The following is a 26,431-nucleotide window of genomic DNA, read 5'->3' on the forward strand; positions in this document are numbered from 1 at the left end:
CATGGTTAGTGAACTAAAATCAGATATTTTACATGAAGTTATTTTAAGGCGACCTGATCAAAGTCATAAAGGGGACTATGGTCATGTGCTGCTGATTGGGGGAAGTTTACAATTTGGTGGCGCTATTTTAATGGCCAGTCAAGCAAGTGTTGGAGCTGGAGCAGGGTTAACTTCAGTAGCAACTGATAAAGTGAATTTAACGGCTTTGCATGCCCGAACACCAGAAGCAATGTTTATCGACTGGGAAGATAGTGACCAGGTGGTAGAAAATATAAAAAAGAATGATGTAATTGTGATTGGACCAGGTTTAGGTACGGATCAACAAGCGGTTGATTTGGTCAAACAAGTATTTGCAACCGTCAAGCAAAATCAAATTTTGGTAGTTGATGGGTCAGCATTGACGATTATGGCGGAGCATCATTTAATGTTTCCACGTCAACCATATACGATTGCCACACCACACCAAATGGAATGGGAACGTTTGAGTGGTATTCAGCTAAATTATCAGACGGAACATCAGTTAAATGAAGTGCAACGTCAAATTCTGAATTTGGATGTATTGGTATTAAAGCAACATCACACGTTGATTTATGCGCAGGATGAACTTCGTCAGTTGTTGATTGGTGGTGCTTACCAAGCAACCGGCGGTATGGGGGATGTTTTGGCTGGTACGATTGGGGGCTTTGTTGGCCAATTCAAAAAGAGTCATTTAAAGGCAGTTGAAGCAGCTGTCTATGCGCATTCGATGATTGCTCAGGAAATGGCTAGACATAGCTACGTTGTGAAACCATCTTTCATAGCAGATGCTTTACCAAACTATATGGCACGTATTCAATCTAATTTATAAAGCATACATGGGTCGATGCGAATTTCCATAAAGAAGTGTATAATTGAAAAGAATGTTAATCGTGGAGGAGTTAAATAATGACAAAACAATGGCGTGCTGAAGCGTTGAAATATGAAGATGATTTACTAAAAGATTTAAAAGAAATGTTAGCAATCAAGTCGGTTCGTGATGATGAAGCGGCCACAGCAGATGCACCTTTGGGACCAGGTCCTAAAGAAGCATTGTTGAAGTTTGAAGAGTTTGCTAAGCGTGATGGTTTCCGTGTGGGTAACTATAAGAATTTAGTTGCTTACGCTGAGTTAGGACCTGAAGATGCTGAAGAAACAGTTGCTATTATTGGTCACTTGGATGTTATGCCAGAAGGTGATGGTTGGACAAAAGACCCTTGGACACCAGTAGTTGAAGATGGTCGTCTATATGCCCGTGGTGCATCTGATGATAAAGGACCAACCTTTGCAGCTTATTATGCATTGAAGATGATCAAGGAACTGGGACTAAAGCTAAACCGTAAATTAGTATTGGTAGTTGGAATTGATGAAGAATCTGACTGGACTGGTATGGATGAATTCTTCGCTGAGTATGGTGAACCAACGATGGGATTCTCACCAGATGCTGAGTTCCCAATTATTAACGGTGAAAAAGGAAATGTATCAGTTGTAACACGTTTTGCCGGTACCCAAGGTGGTTCATTGAAGTTGCTTTCATTTACTGCTGGTCAACGACCAAACATGGTACCTGGTGTAGCGAAAGCAACGGTTGAAACAGCCGATGCTGACGCCTTAGTAGCTGCTATGCAAGCTTACTTAGATGATGAAACTCGAGTTAAGGGTGAAGCAACAGTTGATGGTAACCAGGTAGCCGTTACCTTCTATGGTAAGCAAGTTCATGGTGCGATGCCTGAAACTGGTGAAAATGCCGGAACTTACTTGGCTAATTTCCTACAAGACCAAGACTTTGGTGGTAATGCACAAGGATTCTTGACATTCTTGGGTACTAAGTTACACGATGACACGGTTGCGGAAAAGATTGGTGCTAAGAAACATGATGAATTAATGCACGATTTGTCGATGAACGTGGGAATCCAACGCTTTACTGATGGGCAAGACGGTTTTGTTAACACGAACTTCCGCTACCCACAAAATACAACGGCCGATGCAATTGAAAAGCATGTTGCGCAGTCATTACCTGTTGGATTTGATGCAGTTGCTAAGCAAGAAGGTCATGCACAAGTGCCACATTATGTACCTGGTAATGATCCACTTGTACAAACGTTGTTACAAGTTTATCGTGAGCATACTGGCTTGCCAGCTGATGAACAAGTTATCGGTGGTGGTACATTTGGTCGCTTACTAAAGCGTGGTGTCGCCTTTGGTGCTATGTTTGAAGGTACGCCTGATACAATGCATCAAGCTGATGAATTCTATCCAGTTGCTGATTTGACACGTGCCATGGCTATTTTTGGTCAAGCAATGTACGAATTATCAAATGTGGAATAGTTTTAAAATCAAATAATTATTAAAAGTTAGCGGAGAGATATCGCTAACTTTTTTCATTTCCAATAAAAACGTGTTACAATTATGTAACAGAAATGCTAAAAACACTGCCATGACAATCAGGTAGTGTGGTGCAGGACAGGGATGGTGTTACTAACGTCACGCCATTCCTGTCCTCTGTTTTGCCATAGTTAAAAATAACGCAAAGAACGCTATATTTTGTGACCTTTACTATGACTGATTAACGAAACTATAGTAACCTAATATTGAAAACAAGTTATTATTAAAATGTTAGGGAACCTTAAGGATTAGGCAGTATACTAATAACAGTAAAAAAAGAGAGTAGAAAGAGTTATGAATCGAAAAGTTTTCGTTCTGACAGGTAATACGGGAACTGGTAAAACGACCGTTGCCAATTATTTAAATGAATTTTATGAAATGCCCAAGGTGATCACACACACAACAAGACCACCCCGGGAAGGTGAAATTGACCAAATTGACTACTATTTTGAAACCGAACAGTCTTTTGAGAATAATCATTATTTAGAAAGTGTTGCCTATGCCAATTATCGTTATGGGTCATCATATGAAGGTCTTGAACGTGCTTGGGAAAAGAGTCCATTAATTAGTATTGTTCTCGATACCGCTGGTGCAAAAACCTATTCAGAAAAATTGGGAGATGCGGCGGTCGTTATCTTTTTGACCGTCACAAAAACTGATGAACTTTTGGGTAGACTATCAAAACGAGGCGATAATTTAGAAGAAACTCGTCGACGGATGGCAAGTGAAGAATACAAACGTGATGTGCAATTACCCAAACCTTTACAAGGAATTGCCCACGTTGTTGTTAATGATGATTGGTTAAGTACAAAAGAAAAAATTGACAATATTGTTAAGCAGGCCTTAGTTTTTGACCTGGAGGAGGAGTAACATCTTATGGCATATCGAACACCACCGTTTATGACACCAGTTGCGTTAGTATCAATTATTTTAGCAGTTAGTGCTGGTAATGCAGTCGTTAATGTTTCTACAAATTCTTCCAATGGTGCCGCAAAGTCATCATCAGTATCTAGTAGTATGGTTTCATCATCAAGTGTTGAATCTTCGGTTAGCTCTTCAGATGATTCCGCTAGTGTTTCAAACGAATCGGATGTAACTGATGAAGATTCAGTTGCCGATGATACATCGGTTAGTTCGGCATCGAAATCATCAGCAAGCAACTCAAGTCAATCAACTGATGAGGCGTCTACGGATACCACAACGGATGGGACGACTGATGATGCAACCAATAATGATACCGATACAAATAATACGACTGATAACGCCACTGACAATAATACAACTGGAACAAATAATAACACGACCGGAAATGCAACCAATGACAATGCGGCACAAGGAGGAACTAATTAATGTTATCGATATTAGATTTACTTAATCATTATCTTGGTTTCTTCAACGTCAATGCTCGTTGGAAGGGGCAAATGTATACGATCCTAGCCGGTGTTGGTAATTTTTATATTTTATATCTAGCGGTACGGCATATTCAAAACGGTGCCTACTTACGAGGTGTGTTACTAGCGTTAGGATTTTTGTTTATTCTTTATTGTGTCATTTTAAATATCGTTTACTATTACACGCAGAAAACAGTGAAGTGGGATATTTCGCCAAAACTTGAGAAAGTTTTGGGTGGCCCACAAGCAGCGAAAACAACGGACAGTCAGGCAATGCCTTATGTGCCAGCCAATGGTCTTTATGATAAACAACAAGTTCTACCAGCAACTGCCGTTTCAGATGATGATATGGCTGCCGAGCTAAATAAAGTTGTTGGTCAATTACGTGAAGGTGGCCTGATTAGTGAAAATTATGGTGGCTTATCAGAGAAAGAACAGTTAGCTTTTCTAGCTACTGGTCAACAAACTATTTTTGCTAACCATCCAGGTACGCCATTACCTTACTTCCGATTGGAAGAAGAACGTGGTGGTTTGTCGATTTATGGTGGGATGAATGAAATGTTGGCGTCACGTTTGGCGCGGATTCAAACAGTTGGTTTGCAACCAGTTGACTTAGCATTAGAATCATACAATTTATATATTGCATCAGTTGTCGTGACTGGTGGACCAGGGAAGTCCCGTGGCCGTCATGATTTAATGCCTGTCGAAAAACCTTACGAGTTAGCAGTTGAGTTAGCATATACAAAAAAATAGATAATCGCACATAATTGATTATTTCTTCATGTCAACAAACTTAACAATATGTTTGACAATTAAGATAAACTCAGATTATTATTAAATTAGCGACCCGTCACGAATAAAATCGCGACGGGTTATTTTTATATACGGGATAATTTTTTAAGGTAAATTATCCATAAGGAGGAACCACTATGTCGATGATCGAATTCAAAGATGTCAACAAGTTTTATGGTGATTTTCATGCGTTGACGGATATCAATTTAAAGGTAGAAGCTGGGGAAACGGTTGTTTTGATTGGACCTTCAGGTTCAGGAAAATCAACATTGATTCGTACGATTAATGGTTTGGAGCCAGTTCAGGGTGGACAATTAATTGTAAATGGGCAGGATTTAGCTAATCCTAAGACAGATATGAACCGTACGAGAAAGAATGTGGGGATGGTTTTCCAACATTTTAATTTGTATGCAAACAAATCAGTTTTAGAAAATATCATGTTAGCACCACGATTAGTGTTGCATCGTGATGAAGAAGAAAATAAGAAAGTTGCCATGGAATTGCTTGACCGTGTTGGCTTAGCTGACCAAGCTGAAAAGTCACCATCAGCTCTTTCTGGTGGACAACAACAACGTATTGCGATTGCGCGGTCATTAGCAATGAAACCAAAAGCATTGCTATTTGATGAGCCAACATCGGCTTTGGATCCTGAGATGATCACTGGTGTCTTGCAAATTATTCAAGATATTGTGGGTGATTCTTCAATGACGACTTTAGTTGTGACTCACGAAATGGGCTTCGCTAAGGAAGTTGCCGACCGTGTTATTTTCATGGATAAAGGGAAAATCCTTGAAGATTCACCAACTAAAGAGTTCTTCTCTAACCCAAAGGAGCCACGTGCACGGGAATTCCTATCGCAAATTATTCGTTAAGGAGGCGCAACATGAAAAGTAGATTTCAAGTTGTTATGAAGACAGTTCTTGCAGCTGCTGCAGTCACCTTGTTTGCTGGGGCAACCGGAGAAACAGTCATTCACGCAGACAACGTTAAAAATGAGACGTATAATCGGGTGATGAAAACTGATCGTATGAACTGGGGTGTCAAGGGCGATACGAAATTGATGGGGCTAATGAATATCAAGTCAGGTAAGCTTGAAGGATTTGATGTTGATATGGCCAAGGAAGTTACGAAGCGTATCAATCCTGATGCGAAGGTCGAGTATACGCAGATTACTTCTGGTACGCGTGTACCTATGCTGCTAAATGGTAACATCGATGCTATTATTGCGACGATGTCTGTTACACCAGACCGACAAAAAGTTGTTGATTTTTCAGACCCTTATTTTGATGCTGGGCAGTCAATTATGGTTAAAAATTCAAGCAAGTACCATAATGTGAAGGAATTGAATACACCTAAGGCCCGTGTCTTGGCTGTGCAAGGTTCGACTTCAATTGATGAAATTAAAGACTTTGCGCCAAAGGCTAAAGTTGTTGGGTTGCAAGATTACGCAACGGCATTAACTGCTTTAAAGGCAGGTCAAGGTGATGCGCTAACGACTGATAATGGTATTTTATATGGTGTGGCTGCTGGTTCTAAAAACTTAGAAGTTCGTGGTGGTACCTTCACTAATGAGCCTTATGGTGTGGCGATGCAAAAGAAAAATCCTAAGTTAGTCAAAGCCGTGAATAAGGCAATTAAGGATATTAAGTCAGACGGTACTTATGCTAAGATGGTCCAGAAATGGTTCGGTAGCGTTAAGGGAATGGATTGGAAGGAGTTGGTTAAATAATGATCTCACTATTTCAATCACATGCTAGTGAATTTTTGACGGGATTCGGCTGGACAATTGCTTCATCAGTTCTAGCGCTGATTGGTTCGCTTATTTTAGGAACAGCTTTCGCGCTACTAGAAGTGATTCCGAACAAGCTAGCTAATATTATCGGTCGTGTCTATATTGAAGTTGTTAGAAATATTCCATTGTTGGTTATTACGATGTTTTTCTACGTTGTTATTGCTAACATTATTAAAATTAGTGGTTTTGCGGCCGGAACGTTTGGTTTAACGTTATATACTTCAGCTTTTATTGCTGAAACGGTTCGAGCAGGTATTAATGCGGTGCCAAAGGGCCAACTAGAAGGGGCGATGTCAAACGGTCTTTCTTGGTGGCAAGCAATGCGTTACATTGTTTTACCACAGGCTTTTAAGTTGGTTATTCCACCACTAGGTAATCAATTTATTAATTTGATTAAAAACTCATCAGTGCTTGCATTCGTTGCCGGGCTGGATTTAATGTACCAAGCAAATCAGATTTCACAAACGACATTTGATACATTTGGTCCATTTATCATTGTTGGTATATTCTATCTTATCCTAACAATGCCAATGAGTTATTATATGCGTTATTTGGAAAACAGACTTGAAAAGAATGGAGGTCGCGCATGAGTGGATTCTTTTCAGCATTTTCGTGGGTGAATATGCGCTTCTTGATGATGGGGCTAGGTGTGACTATCCAAGTTGCGGTAGTCTCAATTGTCTTGAGTTTCATTATTGGATCAGTGTTGGGTGTGATTAGATATGTCAAAATCCCTTATTTTTCACAAATTGTGGGATTTATTATCGACTTAATTCGTAATTTACCATTACTATTAATTATCTTTTTCACCTATTTTGCTTTGCCAAAGGTTGGTATTCACTTTGGTGTTGTCACGTCAACTATCTTCGCCTTGACGATTTTTGAGTCGGCAATGTTGGCTGAGATTATTCGTTCAGGTATTTTGGCAGTTCCTAAGGGACAGCTAGAAGGTGCCTTATCAAATGGATTAAACTTCAAACAAGCTTTGTGGCACATTATTTTGCCACAAGCATATAAGAAGATGATTCCACCAATCGTGTCACAATTTGTTTCTTTGATTAAGGATACATCACTAGCAACTATTATCATGTTGCCAGAGGTTACTTATCGTGCCCAAATTGTGTACGCACAAGAACCAAGTGCAATTATTTCAATGTTCTGTGCATTGGCAGTGATTTACTTTATCTTGAACTTCATTATTTCAAAGATTGGTGATCTATTAGATCGTCGGATGACGGCCTAGAGTTATCATTAATACAAAGAGAGCGAGACAAAAGGCTTCAGACTTTTGGAACGCGTTTATGCTATAAAATTTATAGCCTTGTAATTAAAACATTTTTAGCACAAAGTGATTGAGACCTTTATTTTGTCTCAATCACTTTTTTTATTGAAAAAATGAGAAAACGATGACCTGCTAAAATGAACTGAATATGAGAGCGCATTGTAGCTATCCGAATGTCATTATGTTGTCATACCAGCGATGATATTAACAAAAATGATGAAAATCCAAAACTTCATTAAAATGAACTTAAAAAATCGTTGACTATAAATTTGGTTTATTATATGATTATGAAAAAGTTATCACGTAATATGAATGTGGTTAAGGAATGGGGAAAATATGAATAAGACATTAAAGATTAGTGCATTGTTGTCGGGTGCAGTTATTCTAGGATCGGCTGTCGTGCCGGTTACAGCTAGTGCTGCGAAGTATAAGACGATTAATTGGACTGAAAGTGCCAATGTTGGAACAATGGACCCTTCAAAGACAACGGCAGCGATTGATTTTAACTACCTACAAGCAATTGGTGAAGGTTTGTACCGTATGGACAAGACGGGTGAGCCAAAATTGGCCGGCGCAACATCTGTTGATAAGTCAGATGATGGGTTAACCTTAACGTACCATTTGCGTGATATGAAGTGGTCTAATGGTGATGATGTGACTGCTGATGATTATGTTTATGGTTGGCAACGTACCAATGATCCAAAGACAGCTTCACAATACGCTTACTTGTATTCAGGTATTAAAAATGCTGATGCTGTGCAAGATGGTGATAAGCCAGTCACAGATCTAGGAGTTAAAGCAATTGATGATCATACGTTGGAAGTAACGCTTGATCGTCCAATGCCACAACTTGAGTCAGTATTGACGATGGCTACTTTTGAACCACAAAACAAGAAGTTCGTGGACAAGGTTGGTAAGAAGTATGGTACTGCTGCTAAGTACACGCTTTCTAATGGACCATATACAATGAAGGGCTGGACAGGTTCAAATAATAAGTTTTCTTTGGTTAAGAACTCAGATTATTGGGATGCTAAGACTGTGAAGTCGCCAAAGATTTCAATTCAAACGATCAAGGATCAAAATACAGGTTACAACTTGTATAAGTCAAAGAAAGCTGACTATACGACCCTTTCTCCTGATCAATATAAGGCCTCAAAGAACAAGAAGGATTACACGGTTATTGCGCAAGCTTCAACAGCATTCCTTGAGTTTAATGAGAATAAGAAGCCTTTGGAAAACACGAACATCCGTAAGGCTTTGTCAAAGTCAATCGATCGTAAGACCATGGCATCAAAGATTCTTGGTGGTACGGGAACACCCGCAACTTCATTTACATCAACTAAGTTAGCTAAGGATCCTGAAACTGGTAAGGACTATGCCAAGGTTGCTGGTGATAAAGAAGCTGTTGGTTATGACTTGAAGGAAGCTAAGAAGCTTTGGAAGCAAGGCCTAAAGGAAACTGGTAAGAAGAAGGTTACCTTGCAATACTTGACGGATGATACTGATGCCGCTAAGCGTTCAGCACAATTTATCCAATCACAAATGGAAAAGTTGCCAGGTTTGAAGGTGACGATCAAGACCGTGCCATTTAAGCAACGTATTTCATTATCAGATGATAAGAAGTTCGATATGGTTCAGACAATCTGGGGTGCTGATTATGCTGATCCATCAACATTCTTAGATTTGTATACATCTGATTCATCATTTAACAATGGTAGTTGGAAGAATACGGATTATGATAATGCAATGAAGGCTGCCAAGACGACTGATGTTAACGATGAAACAAAGCGTTACGCAGACTACGCTAAGGCTGAAAAGATTCTACAAGATGATGCCGCTGTTGCACCAGTTTACTATCAAGCAAAGCCATCACTATTGAACACAAAGGTTAAGGGTGTTGTTTCAAATACTGTTGGTGCACCATTCGACTGGAAGTGGGCATACAAGAAGTAATTTGATTTTTAATTAATCAAACAACGCTAAAAAGATGAGAGAGTGTGGCAAAGGTATTTGTCCGGCTCTCTCATTTTTTATCGCTAAATTTGTGAAAAAATAGCTTTAAATAAAAAAGTTTTCATTTTGATGCGAAGTATTTACTAAAGCCTAGTGAATACAGGGCGAAAGGATACATTTCATAATAGCTTTTTGAAATGTTAATCGTTATATTTTGTGATAAGATTAAATATTTATGTGAGGTTTTATAACAAACTCTTTAACATTTATGAAACCTCTGGTAAAATTAAAAACATCTAATTAATAGCTATGAGATATGAGAGTATGGTTGTTTACGGAATGACTTTCTAGCATATTATGAGTAGAACTAAAATAGGGAAGGCATGGCCATGTTCAAATATATTATTAAACGGTTAGCAATTATTGTGTTAACTTTGGTCTTGATTATTTCAGCGACATTTTTCCTAATGAAACTGATGCCAGGATCACCGTTGGCAAACGCAGAACGGTTATCTGCGAGCCAGCAAAAAATGATTGAAGCGCAATATGGATTGGATAAACCAGTTATCGTGCAATATGTGACTTATCTATGGGATGCGTTGCACTTTGACTTTGGTGTTTCATTCCAGTTTGCAAACCAAGAAGTATCAACTTTGGTAGCACAACGTCTCGGTCCATCTGCACAACTTGGACTACAAGCATTAGTCTTTGGTTTGATTGCAGGTACTGGATTAGGAGCCGCTGCGGCTGTTCGTCGTAATACGAAGACTGATACATTCCTTTCAGTGCTAGCGGTGTTGGGTATCTCAATCCCTTCATTCGTCTTTGCGGCTTTGTTGCAATACTGGATTGGTTTGAAGTTAGGTTGGTTGCCAATTGCTGGCTGGAAAGGCTTTGCAGCAACGGTATTACCAACGATTGCCTTGGGAATGAGTCCTTTGGCAACCTCAGCACGTTTCATTCGTACCGAAATGGTCGATGTGTTGGGCTCGGATTACATTGAATTAGCACGTGCAAAGGGATTGTCAAAGAACGAAATCATTTGGAAGCACGCTTTGCGTAATTCATTGATTCCATTAGTTACATTAATTGGACCAATGGCAGTTAATCTATTAACTGGATCAATTGTTGTCGAGAACATCTTCTCGATTCCTGGAATTGGTAGCCAATTCGTTGATTCAATTTTGACTAATGATTATCAAATCATCATGGGAACGACAATTGTCTACTCAATGATGTTGATGGTTGTGTTGCTATTAACTGATATCTTGTACGGTATCATTGATCCACGTATTCGTTTGGCTGAATAAGGAAGGAGTAGCTAATGTCTGAAAAAGTAAACTTAACAGCAGATGATTTTCAATTGCTTCCCGCAGATCGTCAAACTGATAGTGATAAAATTTTAAAGCCTTCAGTTAGTTTTTTGAAAGATGCTTGGCGTCGGTTGAAGAAAAATAAAGGAGCCTTTATTTCACTTTGGGTACTAGCTTTTGTTTTCGTCGTTGCCTTTGCCTCGACACCAATTGCTAACTCAAAAGTAACGGCACGACAAGATGTTACGATTCAAAACTTGCCTGCTCGATTGCCGGGAGTGTTAGGTGAAGTTCCTGGTTTCACTGGTGAAGGTAAGTTAGACGGCACAAAGATTGACCAATATGAATCTGCAGGTGTTTCTGACAAGAAAAACTATTGGTTCGGTACTGATCAATTTGGTCGTGATATTTTCAAGCGTGTGTTGTACGGTACACGTATTTCACTAGAAGTTGCGCTAATTGCCACCTTAATGGATTTGGTGTTTGGTGTGACGTATGGAATCATCTCCGGTTGGCGTGGGGGTAAAACCGATATCGTCATGCAACGTATTATTGAAATTGTTTCTTCGATTCCTAACTTAGTTGTGTTTGTGCTTTTGATCTTGATTATGAAGCCAGGAATGTTGTCAATTTCATTAGGAATTGCCTTAACCTCATGGACGTCGATGGCCCGACTCGTACGTGCCCAAGTTTTGACAGCCAAGGAGCAAGATTACATTTTGGCAGCACGAACACTTGGTTCTTCAACGTGGCGGATTGGATTACGACACTTGGTACCAAACCTTAGTTCAACAATTATCGTGCAACTAATGTTTACGATTCCATCAGCAATCTTCTTTGAGGCATTGCTTTCATTTATTGGACTAGGAATTCCAGTGCCAATGGCCTCATTGGGTACGTTGTTAAACGATGGACAAAAAGCAATGCAATTCTATCCATATCAGTTAGTTATTCCAGCTGTAATTTTGGGTATCATTATGATTGCATTTAACTTATTAGGTGATGGATTACGTGATGCGTTTGATCCACGTACAAAGGATTAATGGAAGTGAGTAGAGATATGGCAGAGAAAATTCTTGAGGTTGATGACCTTAAAATTAATTTCAATACTTATAATGGAAGTGTTCAAGCCATTCGCGACGTTTCATTTGATTTGTACAAAGGTGAAACATTAGCGATAGTGGGTGAGTCTGGTTCTGGTAAATCAGTGACGACTCGTTCTTTAATGGGCTTGTTAGCTAAAAATGCACGTGTTGAAAAAGGATCAATTACATTTAAAGGTGAGGAAATTATTGGTAAGTCTGAAGCACAAATGCAAAAAATTCGTGGTTCAGAGATTGCAATGATTTTCCAAGACCCAATGACGTCGTTGGACCCCACCATGAAGATTGGTCAACAAATTGCTGAACCATTAATCAAGCATCAACATTATAGTAAGAAAAAGGCTTGGGATAAGGCCTTGGAAATGATGAAACTGGTTGGTATTCCAAATGCAGCCGCTCATATTAATGATTATCCACACCAGTTTTCTGGTGGAATGCGTCAGCGTATTGTGATTGCGATTGCTCTAATTGACAATCCAGAAATTCTGATTGCCGATGAGCCAACAACTGCATTGGATGTAACGATTCAAGCCCAAATTTTGCGCTTGATGAAGGATATTCAAGAACAATCAGACAGTTCAATTATCTTTATTACCCACGACTTGGGTGTGGTTGCCGGTATGGCCGATCGTGTTGCAGTTATGTACGCTGGTGAAATTATTGAAATTGGTAAAGTTGATGAAGTGTTCAACTTCCCACAACATCCTTATACTTGGGGCTTGTTGAATTCAATGCCAACGACTAAGACAGAACGTGGTAAGTTAGAGGCTATTCCAGGTACACCACCAGATTTGTTGAATCCACCAGTTGGCGATGCCTTTGCTGCACGTAATCGTTATGCAATTGCTGCTGATGAAAAGGTTAAGCCACCATTCTTTAAGTTATCACAGACGCATTACGCTGCGACATGGCTATTAGACGAACGTGCACCTGAAGTTGAACCACCTCTAGAGGTGCAAAAACGTTGGGCACGCTTCCAAGCTGAACATCCAGAAGCGGATCGTTCAAAGGCCGTTGCTGTCGACAATGCTGCTGTTCTTGGAAATGGAGGTGGCAAGTAATGGCCGATGAACGTAAAAAATTAGTTGAACTGCAAGGATTAGATATTACTTTTAATGAAGGTAAGTCTAATGAAACAAAAGCGGTTCAAAATGCTTCATTTGATATTTATGAAGGTGAAACATTTGGGTTGGTTGGTGAATCAGGTTCAGGAAAGACAACTATTGGTCGGGCAATTATGAAATTGTATGAACCAACTAATGGTAAAATCTTGTTTGAAGGTGAAGACCTAGCCAAATTAAAAAAGCGTGGTAAGTTAAGTAAGTTCCATCAAGCTGTTCAGATGATTTTCCAAGATCCACAAGCATCACTTGATTTGCGTATGAAGGTGAAAGATATCGTTGCGGAAGGAATTGATGTTAATCACTTAGCTAAGAACGATGCTGATCGTTCAAAGCAGGTTGAAGACTTGTTGGAAACAGTTGGCTTGAATCGTGATCATTCTAGTCGTTATCCACATGAGTTCTCTGGTGGACAGCGTCAACGTATTGGTATTGCGCGTGCGTTAGCCGTGCGTCCTAAGTTTATTATTGCTGATGAACCTATTTCGGCCTTGGATGTTTCTATTCAAGCCCAAGTTGTTAATTTGTTGAAAGAATTACAACAAAAGCAGGGACTGACTTACTTATTCATTGCCCACGATTTGTCGATGGTGAAATACATTTCTGACCGAATCGGTGTTATGCACTGGGGGAAAATGGTCGAAATCGGTAGTGCTGATGAAGTATATAATCATCCATTACATGACTATACGCGCTCATTACTAAGTTCGATTCCGGTACCAGATCCAAGTGTTGAAGAGCAACGTGTGCCAATCGAGTATGATCCAACCGATGAATTAGATGGTCGTGATCGTCAGATGGTCGAAATTGCACCACAGCATTTTGTTTGGGCTGGTGAAGATGAAATTGCCGGTTATCAAGAACGTGCCCGTGAATTTGGTTTAATTGATTAAAAATGTGAAAAACGTACATTGAGTTTTAACTTGGTGTACGTTTTTCTGTATACAAAGGGGCTGATTTTATGGATATGTGTGTTTATGGTATAATGATACGATACAAATAAAAGAATAGGCTAGGTGAGACGGGTGAGAAAATTTACAGCGTTACCGACATTCTTTAAAAATCAACGCCTTGGTGGCTTGGCAGCCTTAGTATCATTTATTGCAATCGTGGGGACAATTTTAGCTTGGTTCGTTAATTGGATTGTAGGTATTATTTGGCTGATACTAGTCATCATTGCATTAATCGTTATTTTTAAAACACTTCAAGGCTTAAGTGAACAGACAACGCATTATATTGAAAATTTATCTTATCGTATTAATCGTGGTGAGCAAGAATCAATTATTCAAATGCCTTTAGGGGTTATCCTTTGTACTGACGAAGGTGAAATTGAATGGGTCAACCCATATATTCAGCAATTATTAGGTAATGAAGCAATTGTTGGTAGTGACTTGCAACAAGTTTCTGAACAATTGGCTGAGATCGTTAGTCTTTGGCCGGATGAAGAAAAGCGGGTGACTGAATTAGAGTGGTTAGGGCACGTATTTCAATTACAAGTACAACCAGAATTGAATGCGGTCTATTTAATGGATCGCACGACTGCGGCACAAGTAACAGCAGATTTTGAAGATCATAAATTGTTTTTGGGAATTGTCTCACTAGACAATTATGATGAGGTGACTGAGGGAATGAGTGATGCCGAGGCATCGACTTTACGTACTTATGTCACGAAAACTTTATCGGACTGGATGACAGATCACGAGATTTACGCACGGCGTTTGTCTGTCGATCGGTACTTGCTGATTGGTTATCGCTCGGCTCTAGAAAAAGCTGAAAATGATAAGTTCAATTTATTAAAAGCGATTCGTGAATCAACATCTGTGCAAAATGCTCAGATTACGTTGAGTATTGGTATTGCTTATAATGAAATGGCAATTGATACATTAGCTGAAAATGCGCAAGCAAACTTAGACTTGGCATTAGGTCGTGGTGGTGACCAGGTTGTTGTTAAATCATCGACTGGTTCCGCAAGATTCTATGGTGGTAATACAAATCCAATGGCTAAAAGAACGCGTGTTCGTGCGCGTGTTATTTCACAAGCATTGGCTGATTTGTTTGATCAAGCCGATCAAGTCTTCGTTATGGGCCACAAGCGTCCGGACATGGATTCGTTTGGTGGTGCCCTAGGTGTTCGTAGATTAGCCGAAATGTTGGGCAAACCAGCGTGGGTAGTTTACGAAGAGACCGGTCGGGAACATTCAGATATTGGTTTGTTGCTTGAACAAATGTCTGAAGATGTTGCTGATGAGAATGCATTATTAACACCAAATGAAGTTTTGACACAAATGACAGATCAAAGTTTGTTAGTACTTGTTGATCATTCAAAGCCATCGTTGTCAGAGTCGCAAGAGGTCTATGAAGCCTTAAAAAATCGGGTAGTAATTATTGACCATCATCGACGTGGTGAAGAATTCCCAGAGGAACCACAATTGGTTTACGTGGAATCGTATGCTTCATCAACTTCTGAGTTAGTGACTGAATTATTTGAATATCAACCAAGACGCGCACAAGGTTTGCGTAGATTGGAAGCGACGGCAATGTTAGCTGGTATCCAAATTGATACCAAGTCATTTACGTTACGTTCTGGTACTCGTACATTTGATGCAGCCAGCTATTTGCGTGCCGTTGGCGCTGATGGTAATTTGTTGCAGGACTTTATGAAAGAAACGGTCGATTCATATCGTAATCGAGCCCATCTCATTGAGCGGGCCCAAATTCATGGTTCAGTAGCCATTGCGGTTGGTGAAGATGATTCACAATATGATTCAGTTGTCGCTGCACAAGCGGCAGACTCATTGCTACAAATGATTGGGGTGACGTCATCATATGTTATTACCAGACGTGACAATGACACCGTGGCTATCTCAGCCCGTTCAACCGGAATCGTTAGTGTTCAACTAGTTATGGAAGCCATGGGCGGTGGTGGCCATCTAAGTAATGCGGCAACTCAGGTTAAAGATACGTCTACTGAGGAAGTTTATGAGTTACTGTTAGCCGAAATCAACAAAGATGATGATGAGCAAGAAAATTAGTAAGAAGAGGGTATGAAACAATGAAAGTTATTTTCTTAGAAGATGTAAAAGGTCGCGGTAAAAAAGGTGAAGTAAAGAATGTCCCTGATGGTTATGCCAATAACTTTTTGATTAAAAATAAAAAGGCTAAGCCAGCAACGAATACGAATGTTTCTGCCTTACGTGGTAAAAAGAAAGCTGCTGACCGTGAAGCTGCCGAAGAGAAAGCTGAAGCCGTTGCCCTGAAGAATAAGTTAGAGGATGACAAGACGGTCGTTGAGCTAAAAGCAAAAGCAGGTACCGATGGTCGTTTGTTTGGAGCGGTTTCTTCAAAGCAAATTGTCGCAGCTTTACTTGATCAATTTGGGATTAAGATCGATAAGCGTAAGATGGATATGAAAGAGCCTATTCGTGCGCTAGGTTATCGCAATGTGAAGGTCAAGTTACATCGCGACGTTGAAGCAAACATTCGCGTGCATACTGATGAACAATAATTAAATAGGCATTAAATAGAGATTTAACGGTAAAATGATACGGTTATGTCTCTATTTTTTAATTGTTAGTAATTTGGTACAATGAACAGTAGACTATTTTGGAAGGAGGTTATGTTCACATGGCTGATCAAAATGAAGGCGCACCATTACGTGTGCCACAAGATGCTGAAGCAGAGCAAGCTGTGCTGGGTTCAATTCTGTTGGCAACAGATCCCCAAGATTTATTGGCGGATATTATGACAATTCTTGAGCCCAATGATTTTTATCGGACAGCGCATCGTTTGATTTATTCAGCTATCTTAGCGCTGGATGAGACACAAAGAGCAATCGATATCTTAACCATCACTGATGAATTAGATAAAGATAATCAGGTTGAGAATGTGGGTGGCATGGCCTACCTAACTGAGTTAGCATCAAGTGTGCCGGTTGCTGGTAATGCTTTGTATTATGCTAGAATCGTGCGTGAGCGTTCAGTACGGCGTAATATGATTGATACCCTACAGGACAGTTTGACCCAAACTTATGAGGGTAGCGATTCGGTCGATGATGCAGTTGCGGACTTGTCAACAAAGTTGGATTTAATTAATGGTGGTGAGAAGAGTGCCGACTTTAAGAATATCGCCGACGTTGTTAATAAGTCTTTTGAACAAATTGAACAAAATTCACGTACTGATGAAACTGTTACGGGGTTAGCTTCAGGTTTTCCGGCACTCGATAATTTAACGACTGGTTTTCATGATGGTGAAATGGTCATTATTGCTGCGCGTCCTGCCGTTGGTAAAACGGCATTTGTATTGAACATTGCTCAAAAGGTAGCGGTTGCTGACCCGACACTACCAGTTGTTATATTTTCGTTGGAAATGCCAGATACGTCTTTGGTTAATCGTATGTTAGCGGCGGAGGGAAATATTAATTCGCAGCATATGCGAACTGGACAGTTGGAGCCTGAGGAATGGAATTCATTAGCAGTGGCAACAGGATCACTGGCTCGAACAAATATTTATATTGATGATACACCTGGTATTAAGGTGACAGAAATCAGGTCGAAGCTACGGCGCCTTTATAAACGTGAAGGTCGCTTAGGTTTAGTGATTATTGATTATTTGCAACTAATTCAAGGTACAAGTAATGAAGGGCGTCAGCAAGAGGTCTCGGCAATTTCACGTGCGATTAAGATGATGGCGATGGAGATGAACGTGCCAATCATTGCGTTATCACAACTTTCACGTAGTGTTGAGCAACGTCAAGACAAGCGACCAATGTTGTCGGATATTCGTGAATCTGGATCAATTGAGCAAGATGCGGATATTGTTGCCTTTTTGTATCGTGAAGATTATTATGAAAAGTCTAACGATGATACGGATAATCAAAACGACCCTCGTGATGAAGAACAACAAGATATTGGTGAAATTGAAGTTATTTTAGAAAAGAATCGTTCGGGAGCTCGTGGAACTGCCCGGCTATTATTTGTTAAGTCATATAATAAGTTTTCTAATATTGATTTTCATAATGAAGAACCTGGTGGATTCGGCTAAAGAAAGAGAAACAAAAATCTCAGGTATATTGTAAAGTTCGTTACAATATAGGAAGAGTTTTTTAACATAGAGTGCAGCTTAAAATTAATCAAATAATAATGAGATTTAAGCAAAGCGAGGCTAGGACATTTTGTCCCAGTCTCGCTATTTATGTGAGCAGGTAAAAAGAGGTTTATGATGCAAAGTGTTGGAAAAGGAATGTCATTACGCTGGTTATTAGCAGCGAGTTTTATTAATAGTTTTGCGATTGGTTTTATTTGGCCATTAACGTCGGTTTATTTATATAATGAGCTTTATCAAACGTTGGTAACGATTGGTTGGGTCATGATGGCTAATGCAGTTGGGCAAGCGATTGGTTCGATCATCAGTGGGCGACTGTTTGATCAGTTTAAACCTTATCGACTCATTCAGTTTGGTGTGATCACGATGATTATTCTACAAATTGCGTTTATTCTTTGGCATGGTTGGCCAACGTATGCAATCATTTTGACGTTAGTCGTCTTTTTTGGTGGCTGGTTAACAGCTTCCATTAACGCCTACGGTACACAAGTTCGATCGCATGATGGGCGCTTTGTGTTTAATATGCTTTACTTTATGAGTAATTTTGGAATGGTCTTCTCAACGGCGTTAGTTGGGCCAATTTATCCGTTTGGTATTACATGGCTGTTTGTATTAGCACTAATACTTTACGTTGTATTATTTTTTATTGTGCATAGCAAGTTTCGCATTAATTTGGGCAGTTATAAACGCGAGCAGCAAACGAGCAAGGTTACTTTACCAAAATGGAACTTGGTCCTTGTTTACTCTAGTATCTTGGGGCTTGTTGTTTTGTGGATTTCATATGCCCAGTGGCAAGGAAATCTATCAGTATATATGAATAGTGTGCTGAAATTACCACTTTGGCAATATTCAATGCTTTGGACGATTAACGGGGCTTTGATTGCGGTAATTCAATTAGGTATGAATGCACTGAACTTATCAGCTAATCGACGCTCGATGTTTGTGCAAATATTTGTGGGAATTATCATGTTTGGCTTGTCATTCCTAGTATTACCATTTAGTCGTCACTTTACTGGTTTTGCGCTAGCGATGGTGATTACGACTATTGGTGAAGCGACAGCCTTTCCAATGATTCCAGCATTAGTCAATGAACTAACACCGTTATCGTTGAAAGGGCGTTATCAAGGGTTATCGGCAGCTGCTCCCTCTGTAGGTCGGGCAGTTGGCCCGTTAGCGGGTGGTTTTATTATTCAACAACAGGGCTATAGTACTTTGTTTTATGCAGCTGCTGCGTTGACCTTTGTGGCATTTGTTGGTGTTTTGCTAAGCATTGTATTAGGTTATCGTCATACGGTTCGATATGAGGAAAGTTAAAATTAATCTATTTTTAGCGCAAAGAGGTTGGAACAATTATTTTGTTTCAATCTTTTTTTAATCAAATGATTATTATTTAACTAACTTTGTTTCGCAATTAATGTCAACTTGCTATAATTAGAATAATCTATGAAAGGACTTGGCCACGATGGAAGTATTAGAGCAAGCCTATGCAAAGTTAAATATTAGCCTTGATACCCCGTTTATTCATAAAAATGGTGAACAAGAATGGGACATGTTAATGGTGGCCATCGACCTAGCTGATACGGTGACAATTCGTACCACGACTGATCATCAGAATATTGTTGTTGAATCAACGAGTGGTTTATTACCACTTAATGAAAAAAATTTAGCGTACCAAGCAGCGCGTTTGATGCGCACGATAGCCGGTAAAGATGAGGGAATTGAAATACATATCATGAAGCGCGTACCGGTCGCTGCAGGACTGGGTGGTGGCTCTTCGGATGCCGCGGCGGTTTTACGGGGATTAAATCGTATTTGGCAACTTAATTACACTGAAGATAAGTTAGCAGTGTTGGGATTGCAGATTGATGCCGATGTACCTTTCTGTGTCTATTCTCGTCCGGCTCGTGTTCGCGGACGTGGTGAGGTTGTTGAACCCCTGACCCAGGCGTTGCCACCTTTATGGGTGATCGTTTCTAAACCAGGTATTAGCGTTTCGACGCCTAAAATTTTAAAGCTGGTAGACTATGCTAATGTGCAACATGGGGATATGGTTGGGCTGATGGCAGCAGTCAATGCTGGCGATTTCCAGTCGGCATATTGCAAAATGTTTAATGTCCTTGAATCTATTACTGGTACAAAATATCCAGAAATACTACGCTTGAAACAAAAGATGTATGATTTTGGTGCTGATGCAGCACAAATGTCAGGAACGGGGCCAACCGTATTTGCAATTTCTGAAAAGGCATCACGTGCAAAACGTATTTATAATGCCGTTAGAGGATTTGTGTCAGAAACCTATTTAGTTCGGTTAGTAAATTAAGATTTTTAATAGCAAAGAAACAAAGTTCGTGTTTTAAACATTTTAGCTTGTTTTTTTGCTTTTATTTGCATTAAAAACGAACGAAACTATTTACTTTTTGAACATTACCCATTATATTTAAAGTGTAGTTCGTGATTGACGAACAATATGAGTAAGCTTTTATAAAAAGGGGATAGAAAAATGGCTTCAAACGCAAAGATGTGGGTGGCAGGTGCCGCGGTTGTAATTATTGCAGGTGGTGCATATGCTGCTTGGTCTGGAAACAAGTCAAGTGATGATAAGAGTGATAAGACGTCAGTTGCGCTGGTAACCGATGGTGGTGGTGTTGATGATAAATCATTCAACCAGTCAGCATGGGAAGGCATGAAGTCGTGGGCAAAGGATAATGATGTGAAGCAAGGCAAGGGCGGTTATGCTTATTATCCTTCAAAGACAAATGCAGATTTTACAACGAACATGGATCAAGCACGTTCAGACGGCTTTAAGAATGTTTACGGTATTGGTTTTCAATTGGTTGCAACAATTAATGAGCAATCAAAGAAACATCCAGATACAAATTATATGATTATTGATGACGTTGCCAAGGCTCGTAAGAATACAGTATCGGTTACTTTTAAGTCTGAACAATCATCATATTTGTCTGGTGTTGCTGCTGCTAAAATGACGAAGACAGATAAACTTGGTTTCGTCGGTGGTCTGCAATCAGCTGTTGTTAAGACGTTTGAAGCCGGCTTTATTGCAGGGGCAAAGTCAGTTAATCCTGATATTCAGGTTGATGCGCAATATGTAGGTAGCTTTACCGATGCTGGTAAGGGGAAGACGATTGCTTCATCAATGTATCAAAACGGTGCTGACGTTATCTTTACGGCAGCTGGTGGTTCAGGAGCCGGGGTCTTTACTGAGGCAAAGGATTTGAATGAGGAAAAGAACGCGGCCGACAAGGTTTGGGTCGTTGGTGTCGATCGTGATCAAAATGATGATGGCGCCTACAAAGCTAAGGATGGTAAATCTAACTTTACATTGACTTCTGCTGTTAAGAAGGTTGGTAAGGCTGTGGTTGATGTTACTGACAAGACGGCTAAAGGTAACTTCCCTGGTGGTAAGCACTTAGTATATGGTTTGAGTGATAAGGGTGTTGCAATTACACGTGGCCATATGACAAGTGATGCCTGGCAAGCTGTGCAAGATGCCCGCAAGGATATTGTCAGTGGGGATGTTAAAGTTCCTGCTAAGTAATTAACAAAATATTATCATTACAATGTGTTTTATAACGCATTTTATGCCATTCCTGGTTAAACAAGTATTGTTTTTATGATACTTGTTTTTTTAATGTCCTGAAAATAGGTAAAACTTAAAACCATTGACCATATTAATGAATTTAAACGCTTTCAATTTTTATGTTTTAAATACTAAAAGATTTGTATTTTATTTATATCAACTTGACTATACCTGGTAAAAAGTATTAATTTAGTAAGGTAGGTTTTATTTAATTTTTATTATTAAGGAGAGGTCTGTTGGAAGGTAAGGAGAAGTTATTCAATAAGGGGTTTATCAGTATTACACTGGTTAATTTCTTAGTTTTTTTGGTTTACTATTTATTAATGGTAATCATTGCCGTTGTTGCTCAAGAAAATTTGGGTGCAACGTTAAGTCAAGCGGGATTGGCGTCAGGAATTTACGTTATTGGTACGTTATTAGCTCGGCTTTATGTGGGAAAGAAGCTAGAGGTTCTGGGACGTAGACAAACATTACGTGTTGGTATTGTTTTGTACTTCATTACAACATTGATGTATTTGTATATGCCATCACTGATGGTGCTTTATATCGTCCGTTTATTAAACGGATTTTTCTATGGAACTGTTTCGACAGCAACGAATGCGATTGTGACAGAATATATTCCATTATCACGGCGTGGCGAAGGGATTAATTATTACGGTTTGAGTACTAGTTTGGCAGCGGCCATTGGTCCGTTCCTAGGTATGCTATTGTTACAAGCAACTAGTATTGACTTCATTGTTATGATGTCGAGTGTTATTTTGGCATTCACCGTTGCCGGTTGCTTGATGTTGAAGGTCAATAACTTGGACTTGACGAAGGATCAACGTGCATTAGCTGACAGTTGGAAAATTAATACCTTTATTGATTCAAAAGTTGTCTTTATTGCGACAATTGCCTTTGTTATGGGACTTGCTTATTCAAGTGTGTTATCATTCTTGGCATCTTACGTTGAGACAATTGATTTAGTATCAGTTAGTTCATTTTTCTTTGTGGTGTACGCCTTAGTTATTACAGTGACCCGTCCAATGGCAGGCCGTATTTTTGATCGATATGGTGAGAACTCAGTGATGTATCCTAGTTACTTGTTCTTAGCAATTGGTTTGTTTGTGTTAAGTATAACGACCTCTGCTTGGGAATTGTTATTCTCTGGTGCCTTGATTGGGTTGGGATATGGAACGTTTATGTCAAATGGTCAAGCAGTTGCTTTGCATTTGGAGAAGGATGTCAGCCGAGTTGGTGTTGCCTTATCAACATATTTTGTTGGCTTGGACTTAGGAATCGGTGTTGGGCCTTACGTGTTAGGTGCCTTGCGTAATTTTGTTGATTTCAAACAAATGTATTTGATTGCAGCAGTGCTACCAATCATATGTGGTATTTTGTATAAATTATTCTATAAAGGTGCCAAAGATTAAAAAATATGTAATACATTAATTAATGTTCGTGTTTTACTCAAAATAATCATTTATATTAATATTATTAGGCAATAAACACAATATTATCGACTATTTGCTATGGTAAATCAATAAAACACGAAGTATGTATTTACTTTAAGTGACTTTTAAGCTATGATGAATTAGTAGCTTGAGGGGAAACGCAGAGCACATTAAAATACATATAGTGGATACAATTATTTGGCATTGATTTAATGGCCAGATATTGACCTTGATTTGTCATAATGTGAAATAAGAGGTTGGGATAAAAATTCCCCAACCTCTTTTTGTGTTTAGCATATATGGATTATCATTTTTGGGAGCTAGGTTTGTCCTTTGTATTATGGCAAGGTGAGCCCCTGACAAACATAGGCTTTTCCGTTATACTTGTTAAAAAGAGATGAGAAATTATAAGGAGAATGATTACGCATGGATAATGATGAGGAACTACGTAACGATAAATTGCTTGATGCGATAGCAGTTTTTCGTGAGGAACAAAATGAGGTCACGGAGCATAACTTTATCCAAGCATTAATTGATGCTGTATTTATTGCGCCAGTTAATTTTTCAGAACCACCCATTGTTAAGGATGATGGTGGTGTTGAAATTCCAGATAATGCGCAAATGCAGCTGGTAACGTTTGAACTAGAAAATGGTAACGGCGTTTTCCCAGTGTTTACTGATTTGGAAGCCTATAATGCACAAACTATTGAAGCTGATTTACCCGTTTACCCTTGGGCAATGGCGTTATCGGATTACTTGCCAATCTTGCAAGACGATGATACACAGAATATCGAAGGATTAGCCTTAAATCCGTTTACTAATGGCATGCCAATCACACGTGATAACATCGCTTATATAGCACAACAAATTGCTGAACAACAGCAAGCGGATGAACATGATGAAGCAGGCGACAATGAAATGGAAATTACGTCAGCTGAAGAGTTGATTCCAACGCCACTGCGTTATGAATTGATTGGAATTGCTGACGATGCAATGGGAACCATTGAAAGCATGTATCTTCTTTGGTTGACTAATAATGATGCCAATACGTCAAACTATCTATTAGTAGTGGATGGTCCAGATCGGGATGCAGTGCAAGCTCTTTACCAACAAATAGCAACAGCATTTGAAGAAAAAGCAGGTGATGAAGGCAGTGCAGTTGACATTGTTTATGCATCTGACTTCCAAGTTGATCTGTCAGAGTTTGATAGTTTATACAATCGAACTTTAGATTAAGTGAGTCGTTCTCAATAAAATAGTAATAGGAAGTTTTCTATAATAATGAATGAAGAAGTAGATTTAACAATTATCGGTGCTGGTCCAGTAGGGATGTTCGCGGGCTTCTACGCTGGTTTACGAGAATTAAAAGTGGCCATTGTTGAAAGCTTGCCCGATGTGGGTGGACAAGTTACGAATTTTTACCCAAAGAAAACCATCTTAGACGTGGCGGGATTTACAAATGTTTCTGGTCAAGCATTGATTGATGATTTAACTGAACAGCTGTCTCAATTTGATCAAACAATCTTATCAGGCGCAACTGTTACAGACATTATCCCGGATGAGGATGGTTATCAAATTAAGATGGATCAACAGTCGGGGTTCCATACAAAGGGTATTGTACTAGCCACTGGGGCAGGTGCCTTTGAACCACGCCGTATTTCAGCAGATTTGTTAGGGGATGATGTTGCCGATAATATTCATTACTCTATTCATGAACAAGATTTATTCGCTGGTAAACGTGTTTTAGTAGCTGGTGGTGGTGATTCAGCAGTCGATATGGCATTACAACTAGAATCAATTGCTGCCGAGGTTAGTCTTACGCATCGTCGCGATAAGTTTCGTGCATTAGAACACAATTTGACACAACTTGAGCACTCATCAGTAAGTATCGAGACACCATATACGATTAAAAACATTACGCGTGATGTATCAGGCGCTTTATCAGTAACCTTGCAAGTTGCCCGTGCTGAGGAAACGAAAGTTATTACGGTAGATGAAGTTGTGGTTAGTTACGGCTTCCAAACCGAGAACAAAGTGATGGCTGATTGGACGATTAAGCCAGCATTAAACGATCAAAACCGGGTTTTGGTGGCGCAAAACATGGCGACGTCAGTCAAAAATGTGTATGCAATTGGGGATGTCGCTGCTTATGATGGCAAATATGATGTGATTGCGACTGGCTTTGGTGAAGCACCAACCGCTATTAATGATTTGATGACGCATATTCTACCTGAAAAGCAAGGACCAGCACATTCCACGGCATTGACGTTGGAAAATGGGACTGTTAAACGTTAGTGATTATTTTGTGAAAAGATTACCAATTACTACTAAATATCTTGAAAATTTGTTACAATAATAACGAACAAAATTAGAAAAAAGAGGTGTACCAATGGCAAAGTTGGTTTTAATTCGTCACGGTCAAAGTGAATGGAATGCATTGAACTTATTCAATGGATGGGTTGATACAAAGTTGAGTGACAAAGGTGTTGCTCAAGCTAAGACAGCTGGACAATTGTTGGCTAAAGAAGGTATTCAATTCGACCAAGCTTATACGTCAGTTTTGACACGTGCCATCACGACATTGCACTTGGCTTTGGAAGAAACAGATCAAATGTGGATTCCAGAAGTTAAGTCATGGCGTTTGAACGAACGTCATTACGGTGCTTTGCAAGGTTTGAACAAGGCCGATGCAGCGAAGAAGTGGGGTGATGACCAAGTTCATCAATGGCGTCGTTCATATGACGTTTTGCCTCCATTGCTAGAAGAGCAATCAGAAACAATGACAATTGATGGTAAGACGTATCCTGCATTGGATCGTCGTTACCAAGATGTGCCAGCAGGTGAAATGCCAAAGGGTGAGAACTTGAAGGTAACTTTGGATCGTGTCTTGCCATTCTGGGATTCAGATATCTCAAAGGCTTTGAAGGCTGGTAAGAACGTTGTTATCGGAGCTCACGGAAACTCATTGCGTGCCTTAGTAAAGCACATTGAGCAAATCTCTGATGATGACATCATGGGTGTTGAAATCGCCAATGGTGAGCCATGGGTTTATGACTTGGATGAGAATTTGAATGTTGTTTCAAAGCAAATCTTGAAGCCTGAAGCTTAATTAGCAATTATGATAGAGACTACTGACAGTGATGTTGGTAGTCT

The 26,431-nt window shown here is 39.6% G+C and carries 24 protein-coding genes; all 24 read left to right on the plus strand.

What is annotated here, in order from left to right; translation table 11 throughout:
* Window position 1 precedes the first annotated feature (1 nt).
* The 24 genes from FOL01_RS01725 to gpmA all read left to right on the plus strand — a co-directional run bounded on the left by FOL01_RS01725 (window position 2) and on the right by gpmA (window position 26,387).
* On the plus strand, window positions 2-847 hold the full coding sequence (locus FOL01_RS01725) for an NAD(P)H-hydrate dehydratase (protein WP_075269015.1): 846 nt from the start codon (window positions 2-4) through the stop codon (window positions 845-847).
* Window positions 848-924: 77 nt separating this feature from the next.
* Window positions 925-2,343, plus strand: a complete 1,419-nt coding sequence (gene pepV, locus FOL01_RS01730; RefSeq protein ID WP_075269016.1) for a dipeptidase PepV — start codon at window positions 925-927, stop codon at window positions 2,341-2,343.
* 351 nt (window positions 2,344-2,694) lie between these two features.
* Window positions 2,695-3,270 carry an AAA family ATPase gene (locus FOL01_RS01735; RefSeq protein WP_075269017.1) on the plus strand — a complete coding sequence of 192 codons (576 nt, stop codon included), beginning with the start codon at window positions 2,695-2,697 and terminating at the stop codon, window positions 3,268-3,270.
* Between the two features lie 6 nt (window positions 3,271-3,276).
* Window positions 3,277-3,750 carry a hypothetical protein gene (locus FOL01_RS01740; RefSeq protein WP_075269018.1) on the plus strand — a complete coding sequence of 158 codons (474 nt, stop codon included), beginning with the start codon at window positions 3,277-3,279 and terminating at the stop codon, window positions 3,748-3,750.
* Window positions 3,750-4,544: a DUF6681 family protein gene (locus FOL01_RS01745; RefSeq protein WP_075269019.1), complete on the plus strand. Its 795-nt coding sequence runs from the start codon at window positions 3,750-3,752 to the stop codon at window positions 4,542-4,544. The genes FOL01_RS01740 and FOL01_RS01745 overlap by 1 nt, the downstream gene beginning before the upstream one ends.
* A 176-nt stretch (window positions 4,545-4,720) precedes the next feature.
* Entirely contained in the window at window positions 4,721-5,455 is a 735-nt protein-coding gene (locus FOL01_RS01750) for an amino acid ABC transporter ATP-binding protein (protein WP_075269020.1), read from the plus strand.
* An 11-nt stretch (window positions 5,456-5,466) separates the two neighbouring features.
* Entirely contained in the window at window positions 5,467-6,312 is an 846-nt protein-coding gene (locus FOL01_RS01755; protein WP_156834965.1) for a glutamate ABC transporter substrate-binding protein, read from the plus strand.
* Window positions 6,312-6,965, plus strand: a complete 654-nt coding sequence (locus FOL01_RS01760; protein WP_075269021.1) for an amino acid ABC transporter permease — start codon at window positions 6,312-6,314, stop codon at window positions 6,963-6,965. Before FOL01_RS01755 ends, FOL01_RS01760 begins: the two co-directional genes overlap by 1 nt.
* Window positions 6,962-7,618 carry an amino acid ABC transporter permease gene (locus tag FOL01_RS01765; RefSeq protein ID WP_075269022.1) on the plus strand — a complete coding sequence of 219 codons (657 nt, stop codon included), beginning with the start codon at window positions 6,962-6,964 and terminating at the stop codon, window positions 7,616-7,618. Before FOL01_RS01760 ends, FOL01_RS01765 begins: the two co-directional genes overlap by 4 nt.
* Before the next feature lie 375 nt (window positions 7,619-7,993).
* Complete coding sequence (locus tag FOL01_RS01770; RefSeq protein WP_075269024.1) at window positions 7,994-9,610, plus strand: peptide ABC transporter substrate-binding protein; 1,617 nt, start codon at window positions 7,994-7,996, stop codon at window positions 9,608-9,610.
* 389 nt (window positions 9,611-9,999) lie between these two features.
* Window positions 10,000-10,920, plus strand: coding sequence for an ABC transporter permease (locus FOL01_RS01775; protein WP_075269025.1), 921 nt, complete (start codon window positions 10,000-10,002; stop codon window positions 10,918-10,920).
* A 14-nt stretch (window positions 10,921-10,934) separates the two neighbouring features.
* Window positions 10,935-11,966 carry an ABC transporter permease gene (locus tag FOL01_RS01780; RefSeq protein ID WP_075269027.1) on the plus strand — a complete coding sequence of 344 codons (1,032 nt, stop codon included), beginning with the start codon at window positions 10,935-10,937 and terminating at the stop codon, window positions 11,964-11,966.
* A gap of 17 nt (window positions 11,967-11,983) precedes the next feature.
* Window positions 11,984-13,087, plus strand: a complete 1,104-nt coding sequence (locus FOL01_RS01785; RefSeq protein WP_075269029.1) for an ABC transporter ATP-binding protein — start codon at window positions 11,984-11,986, stop codon at window positions 13,085-13,087.
* Window positions 13,087-14,040: an ABC transporter ATP-binding protein gene (locus FOL01_RS01790; protein ID WP_075269030.1), complete on the plus strand. Its 954-nt coding sequence runs from the start codon at window positions 13,087-13,089 to the stop codon at window positions 14,038-14,040. The genes FOL01_RS01785 and FOL01_RS01790 overlap by 1 nt, the downstream gene beginning before the upstream one ends.
* A 123-nt stretch (window positions 14,041-14,163) precedes the next feature.
* Complete coding sequence (locus FOL01_RS01795) at window positions 14,164-16,179, plus strand: DHH family phosphoesterase (protein WP_075269032.1); 2,016 nt, start codon at window positions 14,164-14,166, stop codon at window positions 16,177-16,179.
* 20 nt (window positions 16,180-16,199) lie between these two features.
* Window positions 16,200-16,652, plus strand: a complete 453-nt coding sequence (gene rplI / locus FOL01_RS01800) for a 50S ribosomal protein L9 (protein WP_075269033.1) — start codon at window positions 16,200-16,202, stop codon at window positions 16,650-16,652.
* A gap of 119 nt (window positions 16,653-16,771) precedes the next feature.
* Window positions 16,772-18,187, plus strand: coding sequence for a replicative DNA helicase (gene dnaB / locus FOL01_RS01805; RefSeq protein WP_075269034.1), 1,416 nt, complete (start codon window positions 16,772-16,774; stop codon window positions 18,185-18,187).
* A gap of 174 nt (window positions 18,188-18,361) precedes the next feature.
* Entirely contained in the window at window positions 18,362-19,561 is a 1,200-nt protein-coding gene (locus FOL01_RS01810) for an MDR family MFS transporter (protein WP_237342641.1), read from the plus strand.
* Window positions 19,562-19,709: 148 nt separating this feature from the next.
* Window positions 19,710-20,567 (plus strand): 4-(cytidine 5'-diphospho)-2-C-methyl-D-erythritol kinase, encoded by an 858-nt coding sequence (gene ispE, locus FOL01_RS01815; protein ID WP_075269037.1) that lies wholly within the window; start codon window positions 19,710-19,712, stop codon window positions 20,565-20,567.
* Window positions 20,568-20,747: 180 nt separating this feature from the next.
* Window positions 20,748-21,803, plus strand: coding sequence for a BMP family lipoprotein (locus FOL01_RS01820; RefSeq protein WP_075269039.1), 1,056 nt, complete (start codon window positions 20,748-20,750; stop codon window positions 21,801-21,803).
* Between the two features lie 278 nt (window positions 21,804-22,081).
* Window positions 22,082-23,257 (plus strand): MFS transporter, encoded by a 1,176-nt coding sequence (locus tag FOL01_RS01825; RefSeq protein ID WP_083603399.1) that lies wholly within the window; start codon window positions 22,082-22,084, stop codon window positions 23,255-23,257.
* A 447-nt stretch (window positions 23,258-23,704) separates the two neighbouring features.
* On the plus strand, window positions 23,705-24,514 hold the full coding sequence (locus tag FOL01_RS01830) for an SseB family protein (protein WP_075269042.1): 810 nt from the start codon (window positions 23,705-23,707) through the stop codon (window positions 24,512-24,514).
* Window positions 24,515-24,559: 45 nt separating this feature from the next.
* On the plus strand, window positions 24,560-25,573 hold the full coding sequence (locus tag FOL01_RS01835) for an NAD(P)/FAD-dependent oxidoreductase (protein WP_075269043.1): 1,014 nt from the start codon (window positions 24,560-24,562) through the stop codon (window positions 25,571-25,573).
* A 94-nt stretch (window positions 25,574-25,667) separates the two neighbouring features.
* Window positions 25,668-26,387, plus strand: coding sequence for a 2,3-diphosphoglycerate-dependent phosphoglycerate mutase (gene gpmA / locus FOL01_RS01840; protein ID WP_075269045.1), 720 nt, complete (start codon window positions 25,668-25,670; stop codon window positions 26,385-26,387).
* Window positions 26,388-26,431: the final 44 nt, after the last annotated feature.

Origin of the sequence: Weissella thailandensis, assembly GCF_001932615.1 — a bacterium.
Lineage (GTDB): Bacteria > Bacillota > Bacilli > Lactobacillales > Lactobacillaceae > Weissella > Weissella thailandensis.